Consider the following 17,756-nt stretch of genomic DNA (forward strand, 5'->3'; position numbering starts at 1 on the left):
GTTATAGGCTTAAGCTGGATAACCCCTATCATAATTGGGTTGTCAACAAAGGTGGTACCGCGGAAGCTAAGACTTTCGTCCTTTATGGACGAAGGTCTTTTTTGTCGTCATGAAACAAGCATAGGATGGGATAAAGATGACGGAACGCATAGTCGTTAAAATTGGCAGCAGCTCCCTTACCTCCGATGAAGGCGGCTTGAATCGGGAGCGCATTCAGTATTTCACATCAGAGCTCGCTTCTTTGCATAAGAAAGGCAACAGCGTCATGCTTGTTACCTCTGGCGCAGTCGCTGCCGGCTTTCGTCAGATCGGATATGCAACTAAGCCTAAGATCGTACATGAGAAGCAAGCCGCGGCAGCTGTTGGGCAAGCGCTTCTAATGCAAGCCTACCAAGAAGCTTTCAATAGCTATGGCATCGTTGCAGCCCAGATCTTGCTTACGCGAGCAGACTTCTCGAATAGGCGGCGTATACAAAACGCGCTCATGACAATAGAGGAACTGCTGCGACTTGGCATTATTCCGATAATTAACGAGAACGATACGGTTGCTACGGATGAGCTGGTTCCGAAGTTCGGAGATAATGACAGCTTGTCCGCACTCGTAGCTGCCATGACAAAAGCGGCAAAACTTGTCATCATCACGGATATGGACGGCTTGTACACTGAGGACCCTCGTAAAAATCCGCAAGCGGTCAAAATTGAACGCGTCGATCAAATTTCCGAGGATATTATGAAGGTGGCAGGCGGCGCAGGCTCTTCGGTCGGAACGGGCGGCATGCGTTCCAAAATTGAGGCGGCCAGAATCGCGATGCGCGGTGGCGTGCACGCGTTTATCGGCAAGGTTCAGCAAGAAGGCGATTTGTCTTTAGCCGTTGAGGGCAACGGCCGCGGTACATATTTCGACACCAAACTTAACAGCCTGCCCATGAAGAAACAATGGCTAGGTTTTCACTCCATACCGCTTGGCCGCGCAACGGTGGATGAAGGTGCTGCTCTAGCCATGCTCGAAGGCGGAAAAAGCTTGCTCCCGGCTGGTGTCCATGAAGTGCTCGGCGAATTTTTGCCTGGAGACGTGATTGAAGTAGCCAATCAGAAAGGCGAGATTATCGGACGAGGGGTTGTCAACTACGCAGCTTGGCAAATTCAAGCAGTTGCGGGACTTACTACTGAGGAAGTCAAACGAAGAATCGACGTATCCCGAATCGAGTTCATTCATCGCGACGAATGGATTTCATTAAAATAACAAGGAGGCTTGCTACTATGACAAGCGAAGTACGGACAAAAGCAGCATTGGCACAAGATGCTTCAACGATAATGAACAAATTGACTACGGCTCAGAAAAATGCGGCCCTATTGCGCATGGCTGATGCTCTACTCTTCGAGCAGGAAGCGATAATCGCAGCCAATGCGCTTGATTTGCACAATGGTCGCGAGAATGGAACGACCTCATCCATGCTTGACCGTTTAGCTCTAACACCTGACCGAATTGCAGCTATTGCCGAAGGCCTTAAGCAAATCGTCGAACTTCCTGATCCAGTCGGCGAGCTTTTGGAGCATTTTGATCGGCCTAACGGATTGAAAGTAAATAAGATCCGTGTACCGCTCGGCGTAATTGGAATGATTTACGAGGCAAGACCAAACGTAACGGTAGATGCTGCCGGCTTATGCTTGAAAACGGGCAACAGCGTCGTCCTTCGCGGCGGCTCGGCAGCCCTTGAATCCAACCGTAAAATCGTTGAAGTTCTCAAAGCCGCACTGCGGTTGACGGAAATGCCGGCTGACGCTATACAGCTCATTGAGGATTCGGACCGTGCCTCGGTTAATGAAATGCTTAAATTAAATGGCCTGCTGGATGTAGTCATTCCCCGCGGCGGTGCGTCTTTAATTCGTAATGTCGTCGAGAATGCAACCGTGCCGGTTATTGAAACAGGTGCCGGTATATGTCATACCTATGTAGATGCCGGCGCGGATTACAATATGGCTGCTGAGATCGCTTTTAATGCAAAAGTGCAACGCCCATCGGTCTGCAATTCAATGGAAACATTGCTCCTACATGAACAGTTTGCCAAGCAGCATCTATTGACTCTCGCTGACCGATTTATCCAAGCTGGCGTTGAGCTTCGGGGCTGCGAGCAGGCGGCTGCTCTTATACCTAGCATGAAAATCGCATCAGATGAGGATTTTAGCACAGAATATAGTGATTATATTTTAAATATACATGTCGTACCTGATTTGGATACGGCTCTCGCGCATATTCGAAGGTACAGCACAAAGCATTCAGAATGCATCGTCACGGAAAACAAAGCTCATGCGGAACGCTTCATTAAGGAAGTGGATGCAGCAGCCGTGTACCACAACGCCTCTACTCGATTCACAGACGGCTTTGAATTCGGATTCGGAGCTGAGATCGGTATCAGCACGCAGAAGCTCCATGCTCGCGGACCAATGGGCTTGCCTGCACTCACTTCAACGAAATATCAGATTTATGGGAACGGTCAAATCAGAGGCTAATCAATGGGTTCATCGCTTATTCATGAACCGATATATCGGAGGAATGTACGAATGTCACAATTAACGCAAACAAGTATTGCCAGCCTGCAAATCTGCTTCTACGGCGCGGGTTCCATGGCAGAAGCCATTGCAAGAGGCATCATTAACAAAGAGCTGATAAAAGCGAACCGCATCTCGATGCTTAACCGCCAGAATGCTGACCGCTTGACTGAGCTGAACGAGCGCTACGGTGTTCAAACGATATTGCAAGGCAAAGAAAATGAATCCTATTTGCAGGAAGCCGATATCATTTTCCTAGCCATGAAGCCGAAGGATGCCGCTGATGCGATTGCCGGCATTAAAGCATTTATCTCGCCAAATCAACTCATCATTTCCGTAATTGCCGGCTTATCCATACAATCCATTGAACGACTGCTTGGCGGTCACTCTGCAGTCGTTCGGGCGATGCCCAACACCTCAAGCACAATTGGCTTAGGCGCAACCGGCATCAGTTATTCCGATCGTGTATCCGCGCAGCAAACGCTGCTCACGGAAGCTATTTTCAGCTCCGTCGGCATTAACGCCGTAGTGGATGAGTCGCTTCAACAGGCCGTTACAGGCGTTTCGGGCAGCGGTCCGGCATATGTCTATTACTTCATGGAATCCATGATCGAATCGGCAATAAAGCTAGGATTCTCTGAAGCAGCGGCAAAAGAACTTGTAGTGCAAACCGTTTTAGGCGCGGCTGAAATGGTTCGTCATACAGGCGAGGAGCCTGCTGAGCTTAGGCGCAAAGTCACCTCCCCGAACGGGACGACTCAAGCTGCAATTGAGCTTATGCAAGCGAATGATTTCGCAGGTACCATTGAAAAAGGCATCAATCGCTCTGCCGAAAGAGCAGGAGAGCTTGGAGCCGCCATCGAAAGGAGCATTTCGGAATGAACGGATACTGCATAGCTACCTACCGGACTTATGATGACAAAGCGGATTTCAACAAAAAAGCAATCTCTATTGCTGTCGGCTTGACAGTTGGCAGTTGGACAGAGCTTCCTGAAGCCCAAAAGGCAAATATGGAAAAGCATCTAGGAAAGGTGCTTAGCATATCGGTCCATGAACTTGCGGATGCTGCACCGGGCGAGCGGTACGCTGATATTCAAATCGCCTATCCGGATATCAACTTCAGCCGGGATCTTCCTGCCCTGCTCGTTACGGTATTCGGCAAGCTCTCGATGGACGGTAAAATCAAGCTGCTTGATTTAGACGTGTCCGAATCTTTCGCATCTGCTTTCCCTGGTCCGAAATTCGGACTTGACGGCGTTCGGCAGCTGCTTGGTGTACATGACCGTCCTTTGCTTATGAGTATTTTTAAATCCGTAGTTGGTTATGATCTTGCTAACCTGCAGGATCAGTTCTACAAACAAGCGCTTGGCGGCGTTGATTTGATCAAGGACGATGAGATCTTATTCGAGAATCCATTGACTCCGCTGGAGAAGCGTGTCGAAGCGTGTATGGAAGCGGCAAGACGTGCAGAGGCTGAGACAGGTCAGAAGCTGCTGTATGCCGTGAATTTGACAGGACCGACGTCGCAGCTGGCTGCGAGCGCACGCAAAGCGATTGACGCAGGCGCCAATGCTCTTCTGTTCAACGTTCTCGCTTACGGCTATGATGTGCTGCACGAGTTAAGCAGCGATTCATCGATCAGCGTACCTATAGCAGCTCATCCCGCAATGGCAGGTGCAATGTACCCGTCGCCGCATTATGGCATAAGCGCAGCGCTGCTCCTTGGCAAGCTGATGCGGCTTGCCGGCGCCGACTTGGTCCTCTTCCCTTCTCCTTACGGCTCAGTCGTCATGCCGAAGGAAGAGAATCTAGCCGTGAAAGACGCTCTTCTCTCGCCGCTGCATGGCCTTCGGACAAGCTTCCCGGTTCCGTCTGCCGGCATTCACCCAGGTCTTGTACCGCTCATCCTTAAAGATTTTGGAACCGATGTTGTTGTTAACGCTGGCGGCGGCATTCATGGCCATCCCATGGGTACCGCAGCGGGCGGTCAAGCGTTCCGTCAAGCGATATCAGCTGCGTTGGAAGGCATTTCCCTCCGTGATGCTGCAGCGCATCCCGGTAATGAAGCATTGCAAGCCGCAGTGAACGCATGGGGGATCAGGGAATAATGACACAAACTAACACAACCAAGAAACGCATCGTGTTCTGTGATTTCGACGGGACGATTACCGTAAATGACAATATCATTGCAATCATCAAACATTTCAATCCTGAGGGCTGGGAGCGAATTGCCGAACAAACCATTGCGCAGGAAATTTCTATCAAAGATGGGGTCGGTCAGCTTTTCCGGCTCCTTCCTTCTTCCATGCAAGAGGAAGTCATCGCTTTCAGCATATCGAATGCGCGCATACGCGAAGGATTCGCCGAATTTCTCGCTTACTGCGCGGAGCAGCACATTGAGTTCTACGTTACGAGCGGCGGCATTGATTTTTTCGTTTATCCCATTCTCGAAGCGTTTCATATTCCAATCGATCATATTTATTGCAACAGCAGTGACTTCAGCGGCGATCGCATTGAAATTTTATGGCCAAATCCATGTGACGGGAACTGTACGAACGATTGCGGCATGTGCAAAACAACCATCATGCGCCGATTTCCTCCAGAACAATATGAGCGCATCATTATCGGGGACAGCGTAACCGATTTTGAAGGTGCAAAGCTTGCCGATCGCGTGTATTCCCGTTCTCATTTAACGACGAAATGCAAAGAGCTTGGTCTTGCACATTCCAAATATGAAACATTCTATGACATCATCCAAAGCATGAGCAACGAAAGGACGGAATCGTAATGAGCTTTCAACAAATCGCATTAGAAGACAAACAACGGGCTTTATCCGAGCTCCAAGAGGTGAAGGAGCTATTTGCTTCGCGCGGATGGTTTCCTGGCACTAGCGGCAACTTATCTATCCGCGTCGGAGATTTCAATCCGAATGACTTCCAATTTGCTGTAACTGCGAGCGGCAAGGACAAAACCGTACATACCCCAGAAGATTATTTGTTCGTTGATCAAGATGGCAAGCCTTGTGAGGCAACGCGCCTGAAGCCCTCCGCTGAAACGTTGATTCACTGCGAAATATACAAGCTCACAGGCGCCGGAGCCATTTTCCATATCCACTCCGTTTTCAATAGCGTAATTTCTGAATATTTCTGGGATCGCAAGTCTGTTCCGGTTGATGGCGTTGAGCTAATCAAAGGTTTTAATATTTGGGATGAAGAAGCTCATATTGATATTCCGATCGTTTCTAATTTCGCACACATCCCTTCGATCGTGCCAGAAATAACAGAACGTATCGTTAAGCATATTCCTGGCGTATTGCTGCGTAAGCACGGTATCTATGCATGGGGTGCCAATGCATTCGAAGCGAAACGGCATCTGGAAGCTTTTGAATTCATTTTCGAATACGTGTACCGCTTGGAGCTTCTGCAGCGCGGCAATCGTTAGATAGAACATATAGATGTCAAAACAGTCATGCGGCTGCTTTGGCATCTTTTTTCGTTAGCCATGGTAACTCATATGTAATAATGAGATTGAATAGTTGACTTTGACGTAACGGTAACGTTCATAATGAGAATAGAGGTGATGATCATAAGAGTGCATGAAGCTGCTCGGCAGTTAGGCGTGACGCCTCGCACGCTGCGGTTTTACGAGGAAAAAGGGCTGATCCAGCCCCAAAAAGCACCCGAGAATAAATACCGGTCATACTCCGAACAGGATCTGACTAGACTTCGTTGGATTATATCGCTAAGGGAGCTTGGCATGCCGCTCTCATCAATCCAAGAAACGATAAGCCGTATGAATGACACCGATATTTTTATACGCACCTTAGACAGTGCGCGCTCTAATCTATATGAGCAATGGATCACTGCTACCAAAGCGCTGCAAGCACTGGACGAAACGATCTCAGAATGGCAGCGAAGCAGAAATCCTGACCTGGAGAGGCTTGAGCATGCAGCCGATGAGATGAAGCGCTCCCGGATGATACGCGCATCCTGGAGCGATCAATGGAATTACGATGAGATGGCTCTTCTACATGGTAATGATACACCGCTTGCTGCACTCCAAGGTGTGCTTGAAGAAGACCAGTATTACCAAGCGCTCATCCGAACCGTTGAATGGATTGATCCGGTTAGCAATGAGCCAGGTCTTGAGCTTGCATCTGGCAGCGGGAATCTATCTGCCCTGCTTGTCCAGGCAGGCGCCAGCCTAACGGCCGTTGAACAATCTGCTGAGATGATCGCCATCGTTCGCCGAAGGCTCCCTTCTGTGGATGCGAAGCAAGGCAATATGCTAAGCCTGCCACTAGCTGCACATAGCTTTTCATTTATTGCTTGCTCCTTTGCCATGCATCATCTTGATCATGCCCAACAGGAGGTTGCGCTTGAAGAGATGGACCGCGTGCTGCTTAGCGGCGGAAGGATTGCCATTTCCGATGTCACAACGAATAACGGGAAGGATTCCTTGCAGCAGGCTGACTGGTTCAGGAGACATGGCTATTCGGTCGTAACGGAAAGCTTGAATTCAGCTTCTCAGCTTGTGTTTGCAAGCAAGATTTAGAACAGGATAATAAACTAGGATTGCGAAATACAATTAAGAAACGTTTTAGACTCCGTAAAGTAACAAAGGGATCGTTGGCATGGACGTCATGAACGCATTACTCGGCTGCCTACCGTTAGCTTCATAGTTGTTCCCAGTGATATAAGTCTTCTGCCTTTACTCAGCACAAACAAAAGAGGTTAAGCCATAATAGGCTTAACCTCTTCCTCCCCGAAACTTCTGCGCGTGGGCGCGGGCTTCATCCGCATTTGTCACACGGTTGCGGCTCCATTCGATAAGTATCCGATCAATATAACGCAAACTAAGCTTACCGGCAAAAACGGCCTCCTTGAGGGCAAAGCGAATAATTTCATCGGTGTATCGATCATGATCAAGCCACCCTGAGATCGTCTCGCATTCAATCGGTGAAAGCAATCTCCCGAATTCCTGCTCAAACACACTGAACAAATCTGATGCTGGAGCTTGCGGCTGCCGAATGGGTTGTCGTTCAGCCTTCCTCGACTCCCGTTTTTGCTCTGCGGATAGCGATGAAGCCTTTAACAACCAGCCTGTCCAATTATATCTCTCCGATTGCATCCCTGTTACGTTATCTACATATTCGTCAATGGTAAGAAATTCGTCCTTCATCAGCCTGCCAAGCGACTGACCAACCTCATTCACAGTCAAGCCCATCCGTTCAGCCAGCTCTTCTGGAGTTGGGAAATCGTTCATATCAGCTTCCATATAGACCATGATCTGCAGCAGCAGCATCGCTTCTGTATCCGTTATGCCAAGCTGGCTGTATGTACGCAGCAGCATCGCTGATACATAAACGCCGCCCTCTTGCAATGCAGCAGCCATACCATGCGAGTACGCTTTCCATATCTCATTGTTCACTGCCAGCCCTGCCTCCTATTCATGCATCTATGACGTTCTGGACTGCTTCACTAAGTTGTACGTATCTCGAGCAATGAGCAGCTCCTCATTGGTTGGTACCACGAGAACCTTCACGCGTGAGCCTTCCTTCGTAATTTCGCGACAATCCTTGCGGCGCTGCTCGTTCCGAGCGTCATCCAGCTCAATGCCAAGAAAGGATATCCCTTCGCAAATCGCTTTACGCAGCGCAACTGAGTTTTCGCCAACGCCTGCAGTGAACACGATTGTATCTACACCGTTCATTGCCGCAGCATAGGCGCCGATATATTTTTTAACCCGATAAGCGTACATGTCAAAAGCGAGCTTAGCGTTTTTGTCACCGTCAACCATCGCTTCGGTAACCTCGCGCATATCGCTGCTTATGCCAGAAATGGCAAGCATGCCGCTATGTTTATTCAGCATAGAATTCACTTCATTTAATGTCAATTCTTCTTTGTTCATGACAAAAGGTACAATCGCCGGGTCTATATCGCCGCTGCGCGTGCCCATCATCAAGCCTTCAAGCGGCGTCATTCCCATACTAGTATCGAATGATTTGCCATCTAGGATAGCTGCGCAGCTTGCGCCATTGCCGATATGGCAAGTAATCATTTTGATAGACTCAAGCGGCTTTTGCAAATAGTTTGCAGCTTGCGCGCTTACGTAAGAATGCGATGTGCCATGGAAGCCGTATCTGCGAATTTTGTGACGTCGGTAAAGCACGGTTGGGATTGGGTACAAGTAAGACGTATTAGGCATCGTTTGGTGAAAAGCTGTATCGAATACGACTGCTTGCGGAACATCCGGCAGATTCGTTTCAACCGCTGAAATCCCCATCATATGCGCAGGATTGTGCAGCGGTGCTAGATCGAACAATCTGCGTATCTCCAATTTGACTTCCTGTGTCACAAGTACGGAGCTGCTGAACGCCTCGCCGCCGTGCACAACGCGGTGGCCTACTGCTTCAATTTCGTTTAAATGGCTGATCGCGCCGAATTCCGGATTCGTCAGCATGTCGATTACCCGCTTCACGGCCGTTACATGATCTAGAATTTCGCTAACGTTGCGAACTTCCGGCTTATCGACTGGCTCATGCGTTACGATGGAAGAATCCATTCCGATCCTTTCAACGCGTCCGCTCGCCAAAACGGATTCATCACGCATATCGTACAGCTGGTATTTTAATGAGGAGCTTCCTGCATTGATGACTAGTACTTTCATTATATCCGATCCCCATCCTTGTCATATTTGAAAAAGCCTACGCCTGATTTTGCGCCGAGATGACCAGCTCGCACCATTTTTTTCAAGACGATAGACGGACGATACTTAAGTTCGCCATATTCGCGGAACATCCGGTCCAAGGCAGCAAGCACGGAATCCAAGCCGAAGCGATCGCACATTTCAAAAGGCCCATGCTGGAAGGAGTAGCCGATTCGCATTGCATTATCAATATCCTCAGCAGAAGCAACGCCTTCTTCAAGCACATGAAGCGCTTCGTTTATGAACAAGCAGATAAGGCGTGTCGTTACGAAGCCAGGTGATTCAAACACCATAACCCCTTTTTTGTTGATGACTTCTTCAACGAAGTGCTTCGTTTGGAGGAAAGTATCCTCGGAGGTTTTCAATCCGCGAACGATTTCCACTAAATCGATTTTGGATACGGGATAGATGAAATGCATGCCGATTACGCGATCAGGTCGTTTAGTAACGCTGGCAAGCTCTGTTAAGCTGAGTGTAGAGGTATTGCTGGCAAGAATCACGTCAGCCCCGCAGATTTGATCAATGGTCTCGAATATGGCTTTTTTCTGCTCCAGATCTTCCGTAATCGATTCAATGACAAGCTCGCATTCAGCCAGTCTGTCATAGCTGGTCGTTGCTTGAATTCTATTTATAATAAGCTTCTTCTCCGATTGCGTGAGCGCCCACTTTTCGATTTGCTTATCCAGGCTTAACACAATCATTTCCTTGCCATAGGCAAGACGCTCCTCCGAGCGCTCGATTATAATTACGTCCAATCCTCTTGAGGCCAGCATCTCTGCTATTCCTTGCCCCATTGTTCCTACTCCTACCACGCCCACTGTTTTTATGTGCAATGTATTTTCTCCTTTAGTATGTTACTTATGCCTCTTATAACCAATTGAGAAGCATTCTCTATATTTATATTCATTCTTATTATAACGTTTTTCATCAAAAAGAGAAGGCGGATACGTACTCCGCCTTCAAATTGTAATATTGTAAACGTTTTATGCAGCAGAATTCGGTGAAAACAGTTTTCTGAACTCATCGCCGCTAAGCGTTTCCTCACGCAGCAGCGTTTCAAGCGACTGTGTGAACACCAATCTTCTAGCCTCCAGCATCGTTTTGGTTTGCAGCATTAGCTGATCCAAAATCAATCGGTTCGTCGATGCCCATACGTCCTTAGTCAGCATGCTTGTATCGATTATGCCAAGCTCGGTGAGCCCTGATTCCATTAATGTTTTGACGATACTCATGGCTTGCTCGAAATCTCCTCTGGAGCCGGTGCTGCGGTCTCCATAGAACATTTCCTCCGCAGCGGCACCGCCTAGAGCAATCATAATCTGGCCGTTCAAAAATTCTTTGGTGTATAAATACTGATCCTGCTGCGGGTTATGACGAACATAGCCGAGTGCCTGCCCACGCGGCGACAAAGCGACTTGTGATACACTGCCAGGGCGGACAAGTTCTGCCATGATCGCATGTCCCAGCTCGTGAAGCGCTATCCGTTCTCGTTCTTCCTTCGAAGCCTCGCGATCCGTCTTCTCGCCCATCATCACTTTATCAATTGCCATAGACAAATGGTTCTCAGCAATCTGTTCGCTGCTGTCACGCATCGCATAAATCGCCGCTTCATTCATAACGCTCTCAAGCTGAGCGCCTGAGAATCCGAATGATTCCCTGGCTATGCGTTCGAGGTCTACATTAGGCTCTATCGGCTTATTGTTCGCATGGATGTTCAAAATATGCAGCCTGCCTTTTTTGTCAGGAAGATCTACGCCTATATGTCGGTCAAACCTGCCTGGCCGCAGCAGTGCGCTGTCCAGCATTTCCTTGCGGTTGGTTGCCGCAATCAACAAAATTCGCGGGGATTCATTGGCATAAATCCCGTCCATCTCAGTCAATAGCTGATTCAGCGTCTGGTCGTATTCACGTTGCTGTCCGCCATCCCGCTTACCGCCGATGACTTCAATTTCATCAATAAATATAACGGCACTGCTCTTTTTCGCCTTGTTTGCTTTTGTTCGTGCTTCCTTGAATAAATCCCTGACGCGTCCGGCTCCGACACCGACATACATCTCTACAAATTCACTGCCTGAAGCAGCCAAATAAATGGAATCCGTATATTGGGCCGCTGCTTTCGCTAGGAGCGTCTTTCCCGTTCCGGGAGGACCAGAGAGTAAAATACCTTTCAATGGTCGTATGCCTAGCTTCGCAATTTTGTCTTGATGGACAAGAAAGTCAAGCGCCTCTACAAGCTCCTGTTTTGCACGCTCCTGTCCTCCGATTTGTTCAAAGGTAAGCGGACTTACCTTTTCACCGGCACGCTGTTTCTGACCTGATAGCGCAGTGAGCTTGCCCCTGCCTCTTGCCGCATATACGACAGCAAAGCCTAGAAGGCCAAGCAGCAGCATGGGAACGACATTCTGTCCGATGAAAATTAAAAAAACGATTCCTACCGGCACGATGCCTATCGCGATCTCCATTCCATACTTACGCATATTACCACGCCTCCAATTGGACAGACATGCGCGGCAGCACGACGTATTTCACAGCATCCGAATTCCTAAGCGTCACATATACGTTAACATCATCCATTTCTGTTGTTACTTCAACATCCTTATTAGCGGCAGCCGCTTTGTTCATTGCCGCAGGAATGCCGGAATAAGTCTTATTCTCCATCGCTTCAGCGATGTCGAACATAGCCGCAAACCATATCTCATCGAGCTCTTTATCTGTGTTTTGTTTAATATTGAGGATCAACTGCCGTTCATCAAAAACCTTTTTTCCGTTTGCTTCAATATGCTCATAAACATCCCTTAAGCTGGCGTCGTCTGCAAGCTCAAGTGAAAGGGTAACCTTGTCCCCGGCAATAACCGGTTTATCTGAGGCGATAACGCCGTTTACGTTTTTTGCCACCTGCTCCAAAGGCGCAGCTAAAGCCACTTGATTATAAATCGCCCAGCCGCCAAACAGAACGCCAGCCGAAATAGCCGCTGTAATGACAATGGGTATAACTCGCGGTCTCATCATATATAAAATCCCTCCCGCAGTTTTATATGCTACTTCCGTATATCACTATCTCTATACGATAGTATATCATCTATGACTGCAAGATTCGTCTATCAATAAAAGGAAACGGAGCCTTATGGCTCCGTCCGGTTAGGCAGCGTATAGGAATTGATCAATTCTCCGCTATCAAAGCTATAGAAATCATACTTATAATGCTTCGTCTCGTCTCCACTGGTATAATACACTTCCCATACCCGCTGATTATCAAGCAAGCCAGGCTGTATCCTGATGATATTCGTATTTGGATGCTCGCCCTTGAAGCTGGTTTTCATCTCTTGCATCGAGATTCCCGTAGAAGCTTTCACAATCTCCGGATTCGATTCATCCACCAGCCATACGAACACTTTCTCGTCATCCTGATCGGTTCCTTCCACAATCCAGCTTTCTTTGTCCCAAACTTGATGGTACACGTGCTCGATTTGCGTAAGTCCTGCTGCTTCGATAGCTTTCTTTTCAGCTTCCTCGATGGCGTTTCGCTGCGGATTCTGAATTTCAAGAAAATAAATGAAAACGATGGTTAACAGCAGCAAGAGAGCAGCGACGATTAGAAATATCCATCTCTGCAGCGTCATGAACGGAGGACGTTTCCTTGCTGTCGCGCGCATTAGGCGTTCAGCAGACGATCGAAGCTCGCCTGCGCCTCGTAACGAACTTTCTCCTCGTCCAGGAACGTACATTCACCGTTTCGGAGCACTTGTCGTCCATCAATCCATACATGCTTAACATCCCGGCCAGACCCCGCATATACCAAATGGGAGATCATATCGGTTTGTGGATAGAAATGCGGCTGTTCTATATCAATAGCGATGAAATCTGCTTTTTTGCCAACCTGCAAGCTTCCTAGGTCATTTTCCTGCCATATCGATTTCGCGCCGTAGATTGTGCCAAGCTTAAGCGCTTCCCATGCAGGAATGGCCGTAGGGTCGCCAGAAATTCCTTTGTGCAATAGGGCAGAGAAGCGGATTTCTTCAAACAAATCAAGATTATTGTTGCTTGCCACGCTATCTGTCCCCAAAGAAACCGTTACGCCTGCGCTAAGCATCTCCGGTACGCGTGCAATACCGCTTGCCAGCTTTAAGTTGCTGACAGGATTATGCGACACCGCTACGCCTTTGGCCGCAAGCAGTTCAATCTCTTCCGTATTCAAATGTACAGCATGTGCAACAAGGGCTGGCCGAGAGAAGAATCCAAGTCGATCCAAGTGCTCAACAGGTCTGACACCATAATCTCTTACATTCTGCTCAACTTCTGCAATTGTCTCGGACATATGCGTGTGAAGCGGCAGGTTATGGTCGTGTGCAGCCTGTACAAAGCGCTCAATATATGCTGGAGGGCAAGTGTAAGGCGCATGAGGCGAGATCATGGTTGTAATACGCCCGTCCGCTTTACCATTCCAGTCCCGTGCGAAAGCTATGGCTTCAGCAAGCTTAGCTTCCTGCACGTCTTCCGGACATAATCCGATGACACCTCTGGTTAAAACCCCTCGAATACCGCTTAGCTCCGTCATTTGCGCAACTTGGTCCATACGGTCATACATGTCAACAAATGCGGTTGTACCTGAACGCAGCATTTCTACAATGGCCAAACCACTGCCAGCCCGCGTGTCCTGATCGACGTATTTGCCTTCCATCGGCCACATTTTCTGCTCGAGCCACACTTGGAGATTTTGGTCATCGGAATAGCCTCTAAGCAGACTCATCGCTGCGTGGCCATGCGTGTTGATTAAACCTGGCATGAAAGCCAGCTTGCTTCCGTCAATTTTCTCTACAGCCTCAGAAAGCCCAACAGGCGCCTCGGTACCTATGTATGAAATTCGGTCGTTTGTAACGACCATATGTCCTTTAAAGGATGGAGCTGCATCATCCATCGTAATAAACAAACCATTTTCAATCCAAATCTGACTCATCCTGGCTCTCTCCTTCTCGAACTAAATAATAGGCGATGCTTAGCAATTCTCTAGTGAAATCCGCGTTTTGAATGCGTACCTCGTCCGGAACTCTCAATATGGCAGGCGCAAAGTTTAGAATCCCTTCCACGCCTGCCTCTACGAATTGATTAGCAACGTTTTGTGCCTCGATGGCTGGTACCGTGATAATGCCAATTCGAATTTTCTGCTCGGCAACCGTTGCAACAAGCTCACTCATAGGAAGAACAGTTAAGTTATTGATGCTCGTTCCGATCTTGCTCGGGTGATCATCGAATACTGCCGTAATCTGCATATTATCCTTTGAGTATTTATTATAATTGCACAAGGCATGCCCTAAGTTCCCAGCACCTACCAATGCAACCTTAATCGTCTGATCCACCTTTAGAATCTGACGAATCTTTTCGATGAGATAAACGACGTCATAGCCAACTCCTTTGCGACCAAATTCACCGAAATAAGCTAGATCCTTTCGGATTTGCGCTGGGTTCAAATCAAGTTTATTTCCTAAATCTTGCGAAGAGATGGTCTGTATCTCGCGATTTACCATCTCATTCAACACTTGGAGATATACGGGAAGCCTTCTAACGACAGCCTCCGATATTTTCGTTTGCTTCATCGCTTCTCCTCCTCCAAACTTGGCTCGATCGTCTTATTGTCCGATTCTTCCTTTATGCCGTCACTTAGCCACTCACGCATGCGGTTGATCATCTGATCCGTGTGCATCGTTTCGATCTTGGGACCTGGCAGCGAATACAAGAAATGTTTGCCATAGTAGGTATCAATGACTCTTGTATCATAAATGATGACAATGCCTTTGTCCTGTGACGTCCTGACCAAACGGCCAAACCCCTGCTTGAACCGAATAACCGCCTGCGGAATGGATAGCTTCATAAATGGATTCTGCTTTTGCCGCTGCAGCATTTCTGCTTTGGCCTCTGCCAAGGGATGACTTGGCGGTTGGAATGGCAAACGCACGATGGCCAAACAGATCAAGGCTTCTCCCGGTATATCCACGCCTTCCCAAAAGCTGCTCGTACCAAGCAGCACAGACTCCGGAGTCTGACGGAAGCGTCTCGTAAGCTTCGTACGGTTGCCGCTGTCGATCCCTTGGCCGAGTACTTGAATGCCTGAGGAGCTTAGCCTTTCCTTCAGCGGCTCGTACACCTGTTTCAACATTCGGTAAGAGGTAAACAAAACGAGCATTCTGCCGTTCGTTTCCTTAGCTGCGTCTGCAAGCGATGTTACGAGCATTTCCATATAGTTGTCATCGACGGCCGTTCCCTTTAGCATTGGGAAGTTGCGTGGTATAACGACGAGTGCCTGCTCTCTATAATTGAAAGGCGAAGGCAGCTGAACGGTTTTCAGCCTTCCTTGTTCCTCGTAACCGGTAAGGCCAAGCTGCTCTTCAGCATACTGAAACGACTTTTGGACAGACAAGGTTGCCGAGGTAAGCACAATGCTTTCTTTTACATCGAAAAAGTATTTCTGCAGCTGCGCGCTGACGTCGACAGGAACACCATATAATTGTACGGAGCGATAGCGGTATACGCTGCTTGCCTCAATCCAGAACACGGAATCGGTTAATTCGAGCTTAATGAATATACGCAGTTCATCCTTTAACCTTACAATGTCACGTACGGCACCATTCAAATCCGTAATAATAGCCTGCACGGCTATGTCATCGATGCGGTCCTTAATGTCCGTTATCATTTTTTCAACGGTGCGCGCTACGCGGTTCAGCTCCGTATGAAGATTGCCTTCTACCGTTTCGCCATCCGCCCATCCTGCGGGCAGCTCGTTTTTTTTAAGCCGGCAGACCGATTGCCCGTTTTCCGTAGGGCCATCAGATGAGTTGGACGTGAAGCTGTAGAACATCTCGAATAACTTATCCCAATGTTCTTTGATTTCTTGGAATATTGGGATGACTGTATCGATGGTTTCAAGCCAAGATGCCTGATGCGCATCATCCTCATATAACAGCTTCTGGCGAAGCCCAGGCAGCAAGCCTGAACGCGCATCCTTGTATAAACGCTGAATGACCTGAGTCAATGAAAAATAATTGATCTGCATGCCCAGATGCTTGCCTGCGACTTCCTCAACATGGTGGGCCTCATCAATAATAAGATGCGTATATGAAGGCAAGAGCCGATGATCGGCTTGAACATCCGTGAACAGCATGGAGTGATTCGTGATGGTGACATCTGCGATATTGGCTTCATGCTTCGCCCGGTGGTAGAAGCAGCGCTTAAACCAAGGACATGCTCGATTCAGACAAGAGTCGGTGTCGCTGGCTACCGTTGACCAGAATTCAGCTCCCTTGTTGCCGAAATTAAGCTCCTCTTGGTCTCCGGTTTCTGTTTCGCCAAGCCAAACGACCATTTGCGCGGCAGTTACCGTATCTTCAATGGGTGAAACAAGATCCTTGGTGTTCACCTTGCCCTCGAATTTGCGCAAGCACAAATAATTGCCTCTGCCCTTAAATATCGAAGCTCTGAATTCGAAGGGCAATATGTCCTCGAGCAACGGCAGATCACGCTGTCTCAGCTGTTCCTGCAGGTTAATGGTATGGGTGCTGACGACAACCTTTTTGCCATTCTGAATGCCATAATACAAGGCGGGAATCAAATAACCGAGTGATTTCCCTGTTCCCGTCCCTGCTTCAATGAGCAAATGCTGATTTTGATGTAGTGCGCTGTACACCTCTTGAAACATCGCGACCTGCGCTTCGCGTTCTTCATAATTTTCGAACTTTTGCTCGAAGCGCTGCCTAACGTCAGCCAAATAATTGTCGAAAGAAACATCGGTGAGCGGCATCGCATTCGAGCTGCTTGAGCGCGGAGGCTGCTCCTCGTTCCATTCCCTTACCTTCAAAGCGAATTGGTTGAAATAATCGTATTCATTCGATTCAAATACGTTTTTGTATTCCATTTCCTGCTGTGTGTGCTTAATGAACCAGCTTAAATCGCTGTCGTCATCAACAAGCGCGGAAAGCCGCTGCAAAGTAAGCAGCGGCATTTTGCGAAGCTTTTTAACCGTTTCAATAAGCAAAAGCCCGGTTGCCCTAGCATCGCTATCTGCACGGTGATGCTGATCATGCGGTATCCCGAACAGCTCGGAGACCGCTCCAAGCTGATACGTATTTATGGTCGGATATAAAATTTTGAGCAGCTCAATCGTATCTAATCGTCTTCCGCCGAATGGACGCATCCCGCATTTTTTTAGCGCTTGGTTCAAGAAACCTGCATCAAATCCGACATTGTGCGCAACCAATACAGCATCCTGCAAGAGAGGAAGAAGTTTGTCGATTACCTCTTTGAGCGACGGCGCATCCGCAACGACCGATTCATCAATTCCTGTTAGTTGTGTAATGAAGGCCGGTATTGGGATATTAGGCCGAACAAAGGAGCTATATTGATCAATAATCTCTAGCTCATCAGAAACGATGACTAGACCAACCTGCAAAATGTCATCCTCCGAGCTATGTCCCGTCGTTTCTAAATCCAATACTGCAAATTTCATTCAT

General features: G+C 48.2%; 16 protein-coding genes. 7 read left to right on the forward strand and 9 right to left on the reverse strand.

From position 1 onward, the window contains the following. The first annotated feature begins 136 nt into the window (after positions 1-136). The 7 genes from proB to FHS16_RS08965 all read left to right on the forward strand — a co-directional run bounded on the left by proB (position 137) and on the right by FHS16_RS08965 (position 7,104). Positions 137-1,243 (forward strand): glutamate 5-kinase, encoded by a 1,107-nt coding sequence (proB, locus tag FHS16_RS08935; protein WP_183561048.1) that lies wholly within the window; start codon positions 137-139, stop codon positions 1,241-1,243. Positions 1,244-1,260: 17 nt separating this feature from the next. Beyond that, positions 1,261-2,511 (forward strand): glutamate-5-semialdehyde dehydrogenase, encoded by a 1,251-nt coding sequence (locus FHS16_RS08940; protein ID WP_183561050.1) that lies wholly within the window; start codon positions 1,261-1,263, stop codon positions 2,509-2,511. A gap of 51 nt (positions 2,512-2,562) precedes the next feature. Beyond that, positions 2,563-3,432, forward strand: a complete 870-nt coding sequence (gene proC, locus FHS16_RS08945; RefSeq protein ID WP_183561052.1) for a pyrroline-5-carboxylate reductase — start codon at positions 2,563-2,565, stop codon at positions 3,430-3,432. Next, the gene (locus tag FHS16_RS08950) at positions 3,429-4,658 is read left to right on the forward strand and encodes a 2,3-diketo-5-methylthiopentyl-1-phosphate enolase (RefSeq protein WP_183561054.1); all 1,230 of its coding nucleotides are present in this window, start codon (positions 3,429-3,431) and stop codon (positions 4,656-4,658) included. The genes proC and FHS16_RS08950 overlap by 4 nt, the downstream gene beginning before the upstream one ends. Then, positions 4,658-5,338, forward strand: a complete 681-nt coding sequence (locus FHS16_RS08955) for a 2-hydroxy-3-keto-5-methylthiopentenyl-1-phosphate phosphatase (protein WP_183561056.1) — start codon at positions 4,658-4,660, stop codon at positions 5,336-5,338. The genes FHS16_RS08950 and FHS16_RS08955 overlap by 1 nt, the downstream gene beginning before the upstream one ends. Beyond that, positions 5,338-5,991, forward strand: coding sequence for a methylthioribulose 1-phosphate dehydratase (gene mtnB / locus FHS16_RS08960; protein ID WP_183561058.1), 654 nt, complete (start codon positions 5,338-5,340; stop codon positions 5,989-5,991). Before FHS16_RS08955 ends, mtnB begins: the two co-directional genes overlap by 1 nt. Positions 5,992-6,129: 138 nt before the next feature. Further along, positions 6,130-7,104 (forward strand): MerR family transcriptional regulator, encoded by a 975-nt coding sequence (locus tag FHS16_RS08965; RefSeq protein ID WP_246431688.1) that lies wholly within the window; start codon positions 6,130-6,132, stop codon positions 7,102-7,104. A 195-nt stretch (positions 7,105-7,299) separates the two neighbouring features. Here the strand turns inward: FHS16_RS08965 and FHS16_RS08970 are convergent, their stop codons facing one another. The 9 genes from FHS16_RS08970 to FHS16_RS09010 form a co-directional block, all read right to left on the reverse strand. Next, positions 7,300-7,980 carry a DnaD domain protein gene (locus FHS16_RS08970; RefSeq protein WP_312890810.1) on the reverse strand — a complete coding sequence of 227 codons (681 nt, stop codon included), beginning with the start codon at positions 7,978-7,980 and terminating at the stop codon, positions 7,300-7,302. Between the two features lie 27 nt (positions 7,981-8,007). Then, the gene (locus FHS16_RS08975; protein ID WP_183561062.1) at positions 8,008-9,219 is read right to left on the reverse strand and encodes an acetate/propionate family kinase; all 1,212 of its coding nucleotides are present in this window, start codon (positions 9,217-9,219) and stop codon (positions 8,008-8,010) included. Beyond that, positions 9,219-10,091 (reverse strand): 3-hydroxyacyl-CoA dehydrogenase family protein, encoded by an 873-nt coding sequence (locus FHS16_RS08980; RefSeq protein WP_183561064.1) that lies wholly within the window; start codon positions 10,089-10,091, stop codon positions 9,219-9,221. The genes FHS16_RS08975 and FHS16_RS08980 overlap by 1 nt, the downstream gene beginning before the upstream one ends. Before the next feature lie 150 nt (positions 10,092-10,241). Continuing rightward, positions 10,242-11,735: an AAA family ATPase gene (locus tag FHS16_RS08985; RefSeq protein WP_183561066.1), complete on the reverse strand. Its 1,494-nt coding sequence runs from the start codon at positions 11,733-11,735 to the stop codon at positions 10,242-10,244. A gap of 1 nt (position 11,736) precedes the next feature. After that, on the reverse strand, positions 11,737-12,267 hold the full coding sequence (locus tag FHS16_RS08990) for a hypothetical protein (RefSeq protein ID WP_183561068.1): 531 nt from the start codon (positions 12,265-12,267) through the stop codon (positions 11,737-11,739). 113 nt (positions 12,268-12,380) lie between these two features. Beyond that, positions 12,381-12,878: a cell wall elongation regulator TseB-like domain-containing protein gene (locus tag FHS16_RS08995; RefSeq protein WP_183561070.1), complete on the reverse strand. Its 498-nt coding sequence runs from the start codon at positions 12,876-12,878 to the stop codon at positions 12,381-12,383. A gap of 32 nt (positions 12,879-12,910) precedes the next feature. Next, complete coding sequence (locus FHS16_RS09000; protein WP_183561072.1) at positions 12,911-14,212, reverse strand: amidohydrolase; 1,302 nt, start codon at positions 14,210-14,212, stop codon at positions 12,911-12,913. Then, entirely contained in the window at positions 14,193-14,849 is a 657-nt protein-coding gene (locus tag FHS16_RS09005) for a redox-sensing transcriptional repressor Rex (RefSeq protein ID WP_183561074.1), read from the reverse strand. Before FHS16_RS09005 ends, FHS16_RS09000 begins: the two co-directional genes overlap by 20 nt. Beyond that, complete coding sequence (locus FHS16_RS09010) at positions 14,846-17,752, reverse strand: ATP-dependent DNA helicase DinG, 3'-5' exoribonuclease type (RefSeq protein WP_183561076.1); 2,907 nt, start codon at positions 17,750-17,752, stop codon at positions 14,846-14,848. Before FHS16_RS09010 ends, FHS16_RS09005 begins: the two co-directional genes overlap by 4 nt. Positions 17,753-17,756: the final 4 nt, after the last annotated feature.

The organism is Paenibacillus endophyticus (genome assembly GCF_014192395.1).
In the GTDB taxonomy this organism is placed as follows: domain Bacteria; phylum Bacillota; class Bacilli; order Paenibacillales; family Paenibacillaceae; genus Pristimantibacillus; species Pristimantibacillus endophyticus.

Excerpts from the sequence above, each read along its gene's own strand:
- FHS16_RS08940 (WP_183561050.1), top strand. The coding sequence starts at position 1,261 with ATGACAAGCGAAGTACGGACAAAAGCAGCATTGGCACAAGATGCTTCA.
- FHS16_RS08990 (WP_183561068.1), bottom strand. The coding sequence starts at position 12,267 with ATGATGAGACCGCGAGTTATACCCATTGTCATTACAGCGGCTATTTCG.
- FHS16_RS08965 (WP_246431688.1), top strand. The coding sequence starts at position 6,130 with ATGATCATAAGAGTGCATGAAGCTGCTCGGCAGTTAGGCGTGACGCCT.
- FHS16_RS09005 (WP_183561074.1), bottom strand. The coding sequence starts at position 14,849 with ATGAAGCAAACGAAAATATCGGAGGCTGTCGTTAGAAGGCTTCCCGTA.
- FHS16_RS08975 (WP_183561062.1), bottom strand. The coding sequence starts at position 9,219 with ATGAAAGTACTAGTCATCAATGCAGGAAGCTCCTCATTAAAATACCAG.
- proB (WP_183561048.1), top strand. The coding sequence starts at position 137 with ATGACGGAACGCATAGTCGTTAAAATTGGCAGCAGCTCCCTTACCTCC.
- FHS16_RS08985 (WP_183561066.1), bottom strand. The coding sequence starts at position 11,735 with ATGCGTAAGTATGGAATGGAGATCGCGATAGGCATCGTGCCGGTAGGA.
- FHS16_RS08950 (WP_183561054.1), top strand. The coding sequence starts at position 3,429 with ATGAACGGATACTGCATAGCTACCTACCGGACTTATGATGACAAAGCG.
- proC (WP_183561052.1), top strand. The coding sequence starts at position 2,563 with ATGTCACAATTAACGCAAACAAGTATTGCCAGCCTGCAAATCTGCTTC.
- FHS16_RS08955 (WP_183561056.1), top strand. The coding sequence starts at position 4,658 with ATGACACAAACTAACACAACCAAGAAACGCATCGTGTTCTGTGATTTC.
- FHS16_RS09000 (WP_183561072.1), bottom strand. The coding sequence starts at position 14,212 with ATGAGTCAGATTTGGATTGAAAATGGTTTGTTTATTACGATGGATGAT.
- FHS16_RS09010 (WP_183561076.1), bottom strand. The coding sequence starts at position 17,752 with ATGAAATTTGCAGTATTGGATTTAGAAACGACGGGACATAGCTCGGAG.
- mtnB (WP_183561058.1), top strand. The coding sequence starts at position 5,338 with ATGAGCTTTCAACAAATCGCATTAGAAGACAAACAACGGGCTTTATCC.
- FHS16_RS08995 (WP_183561070.1), bottom strand. The coding sequence starts at position 12,878 with ATGACGCTGCAGAGATGGATATTTCTAATCGTCGCTGCTCTCTTGCTG.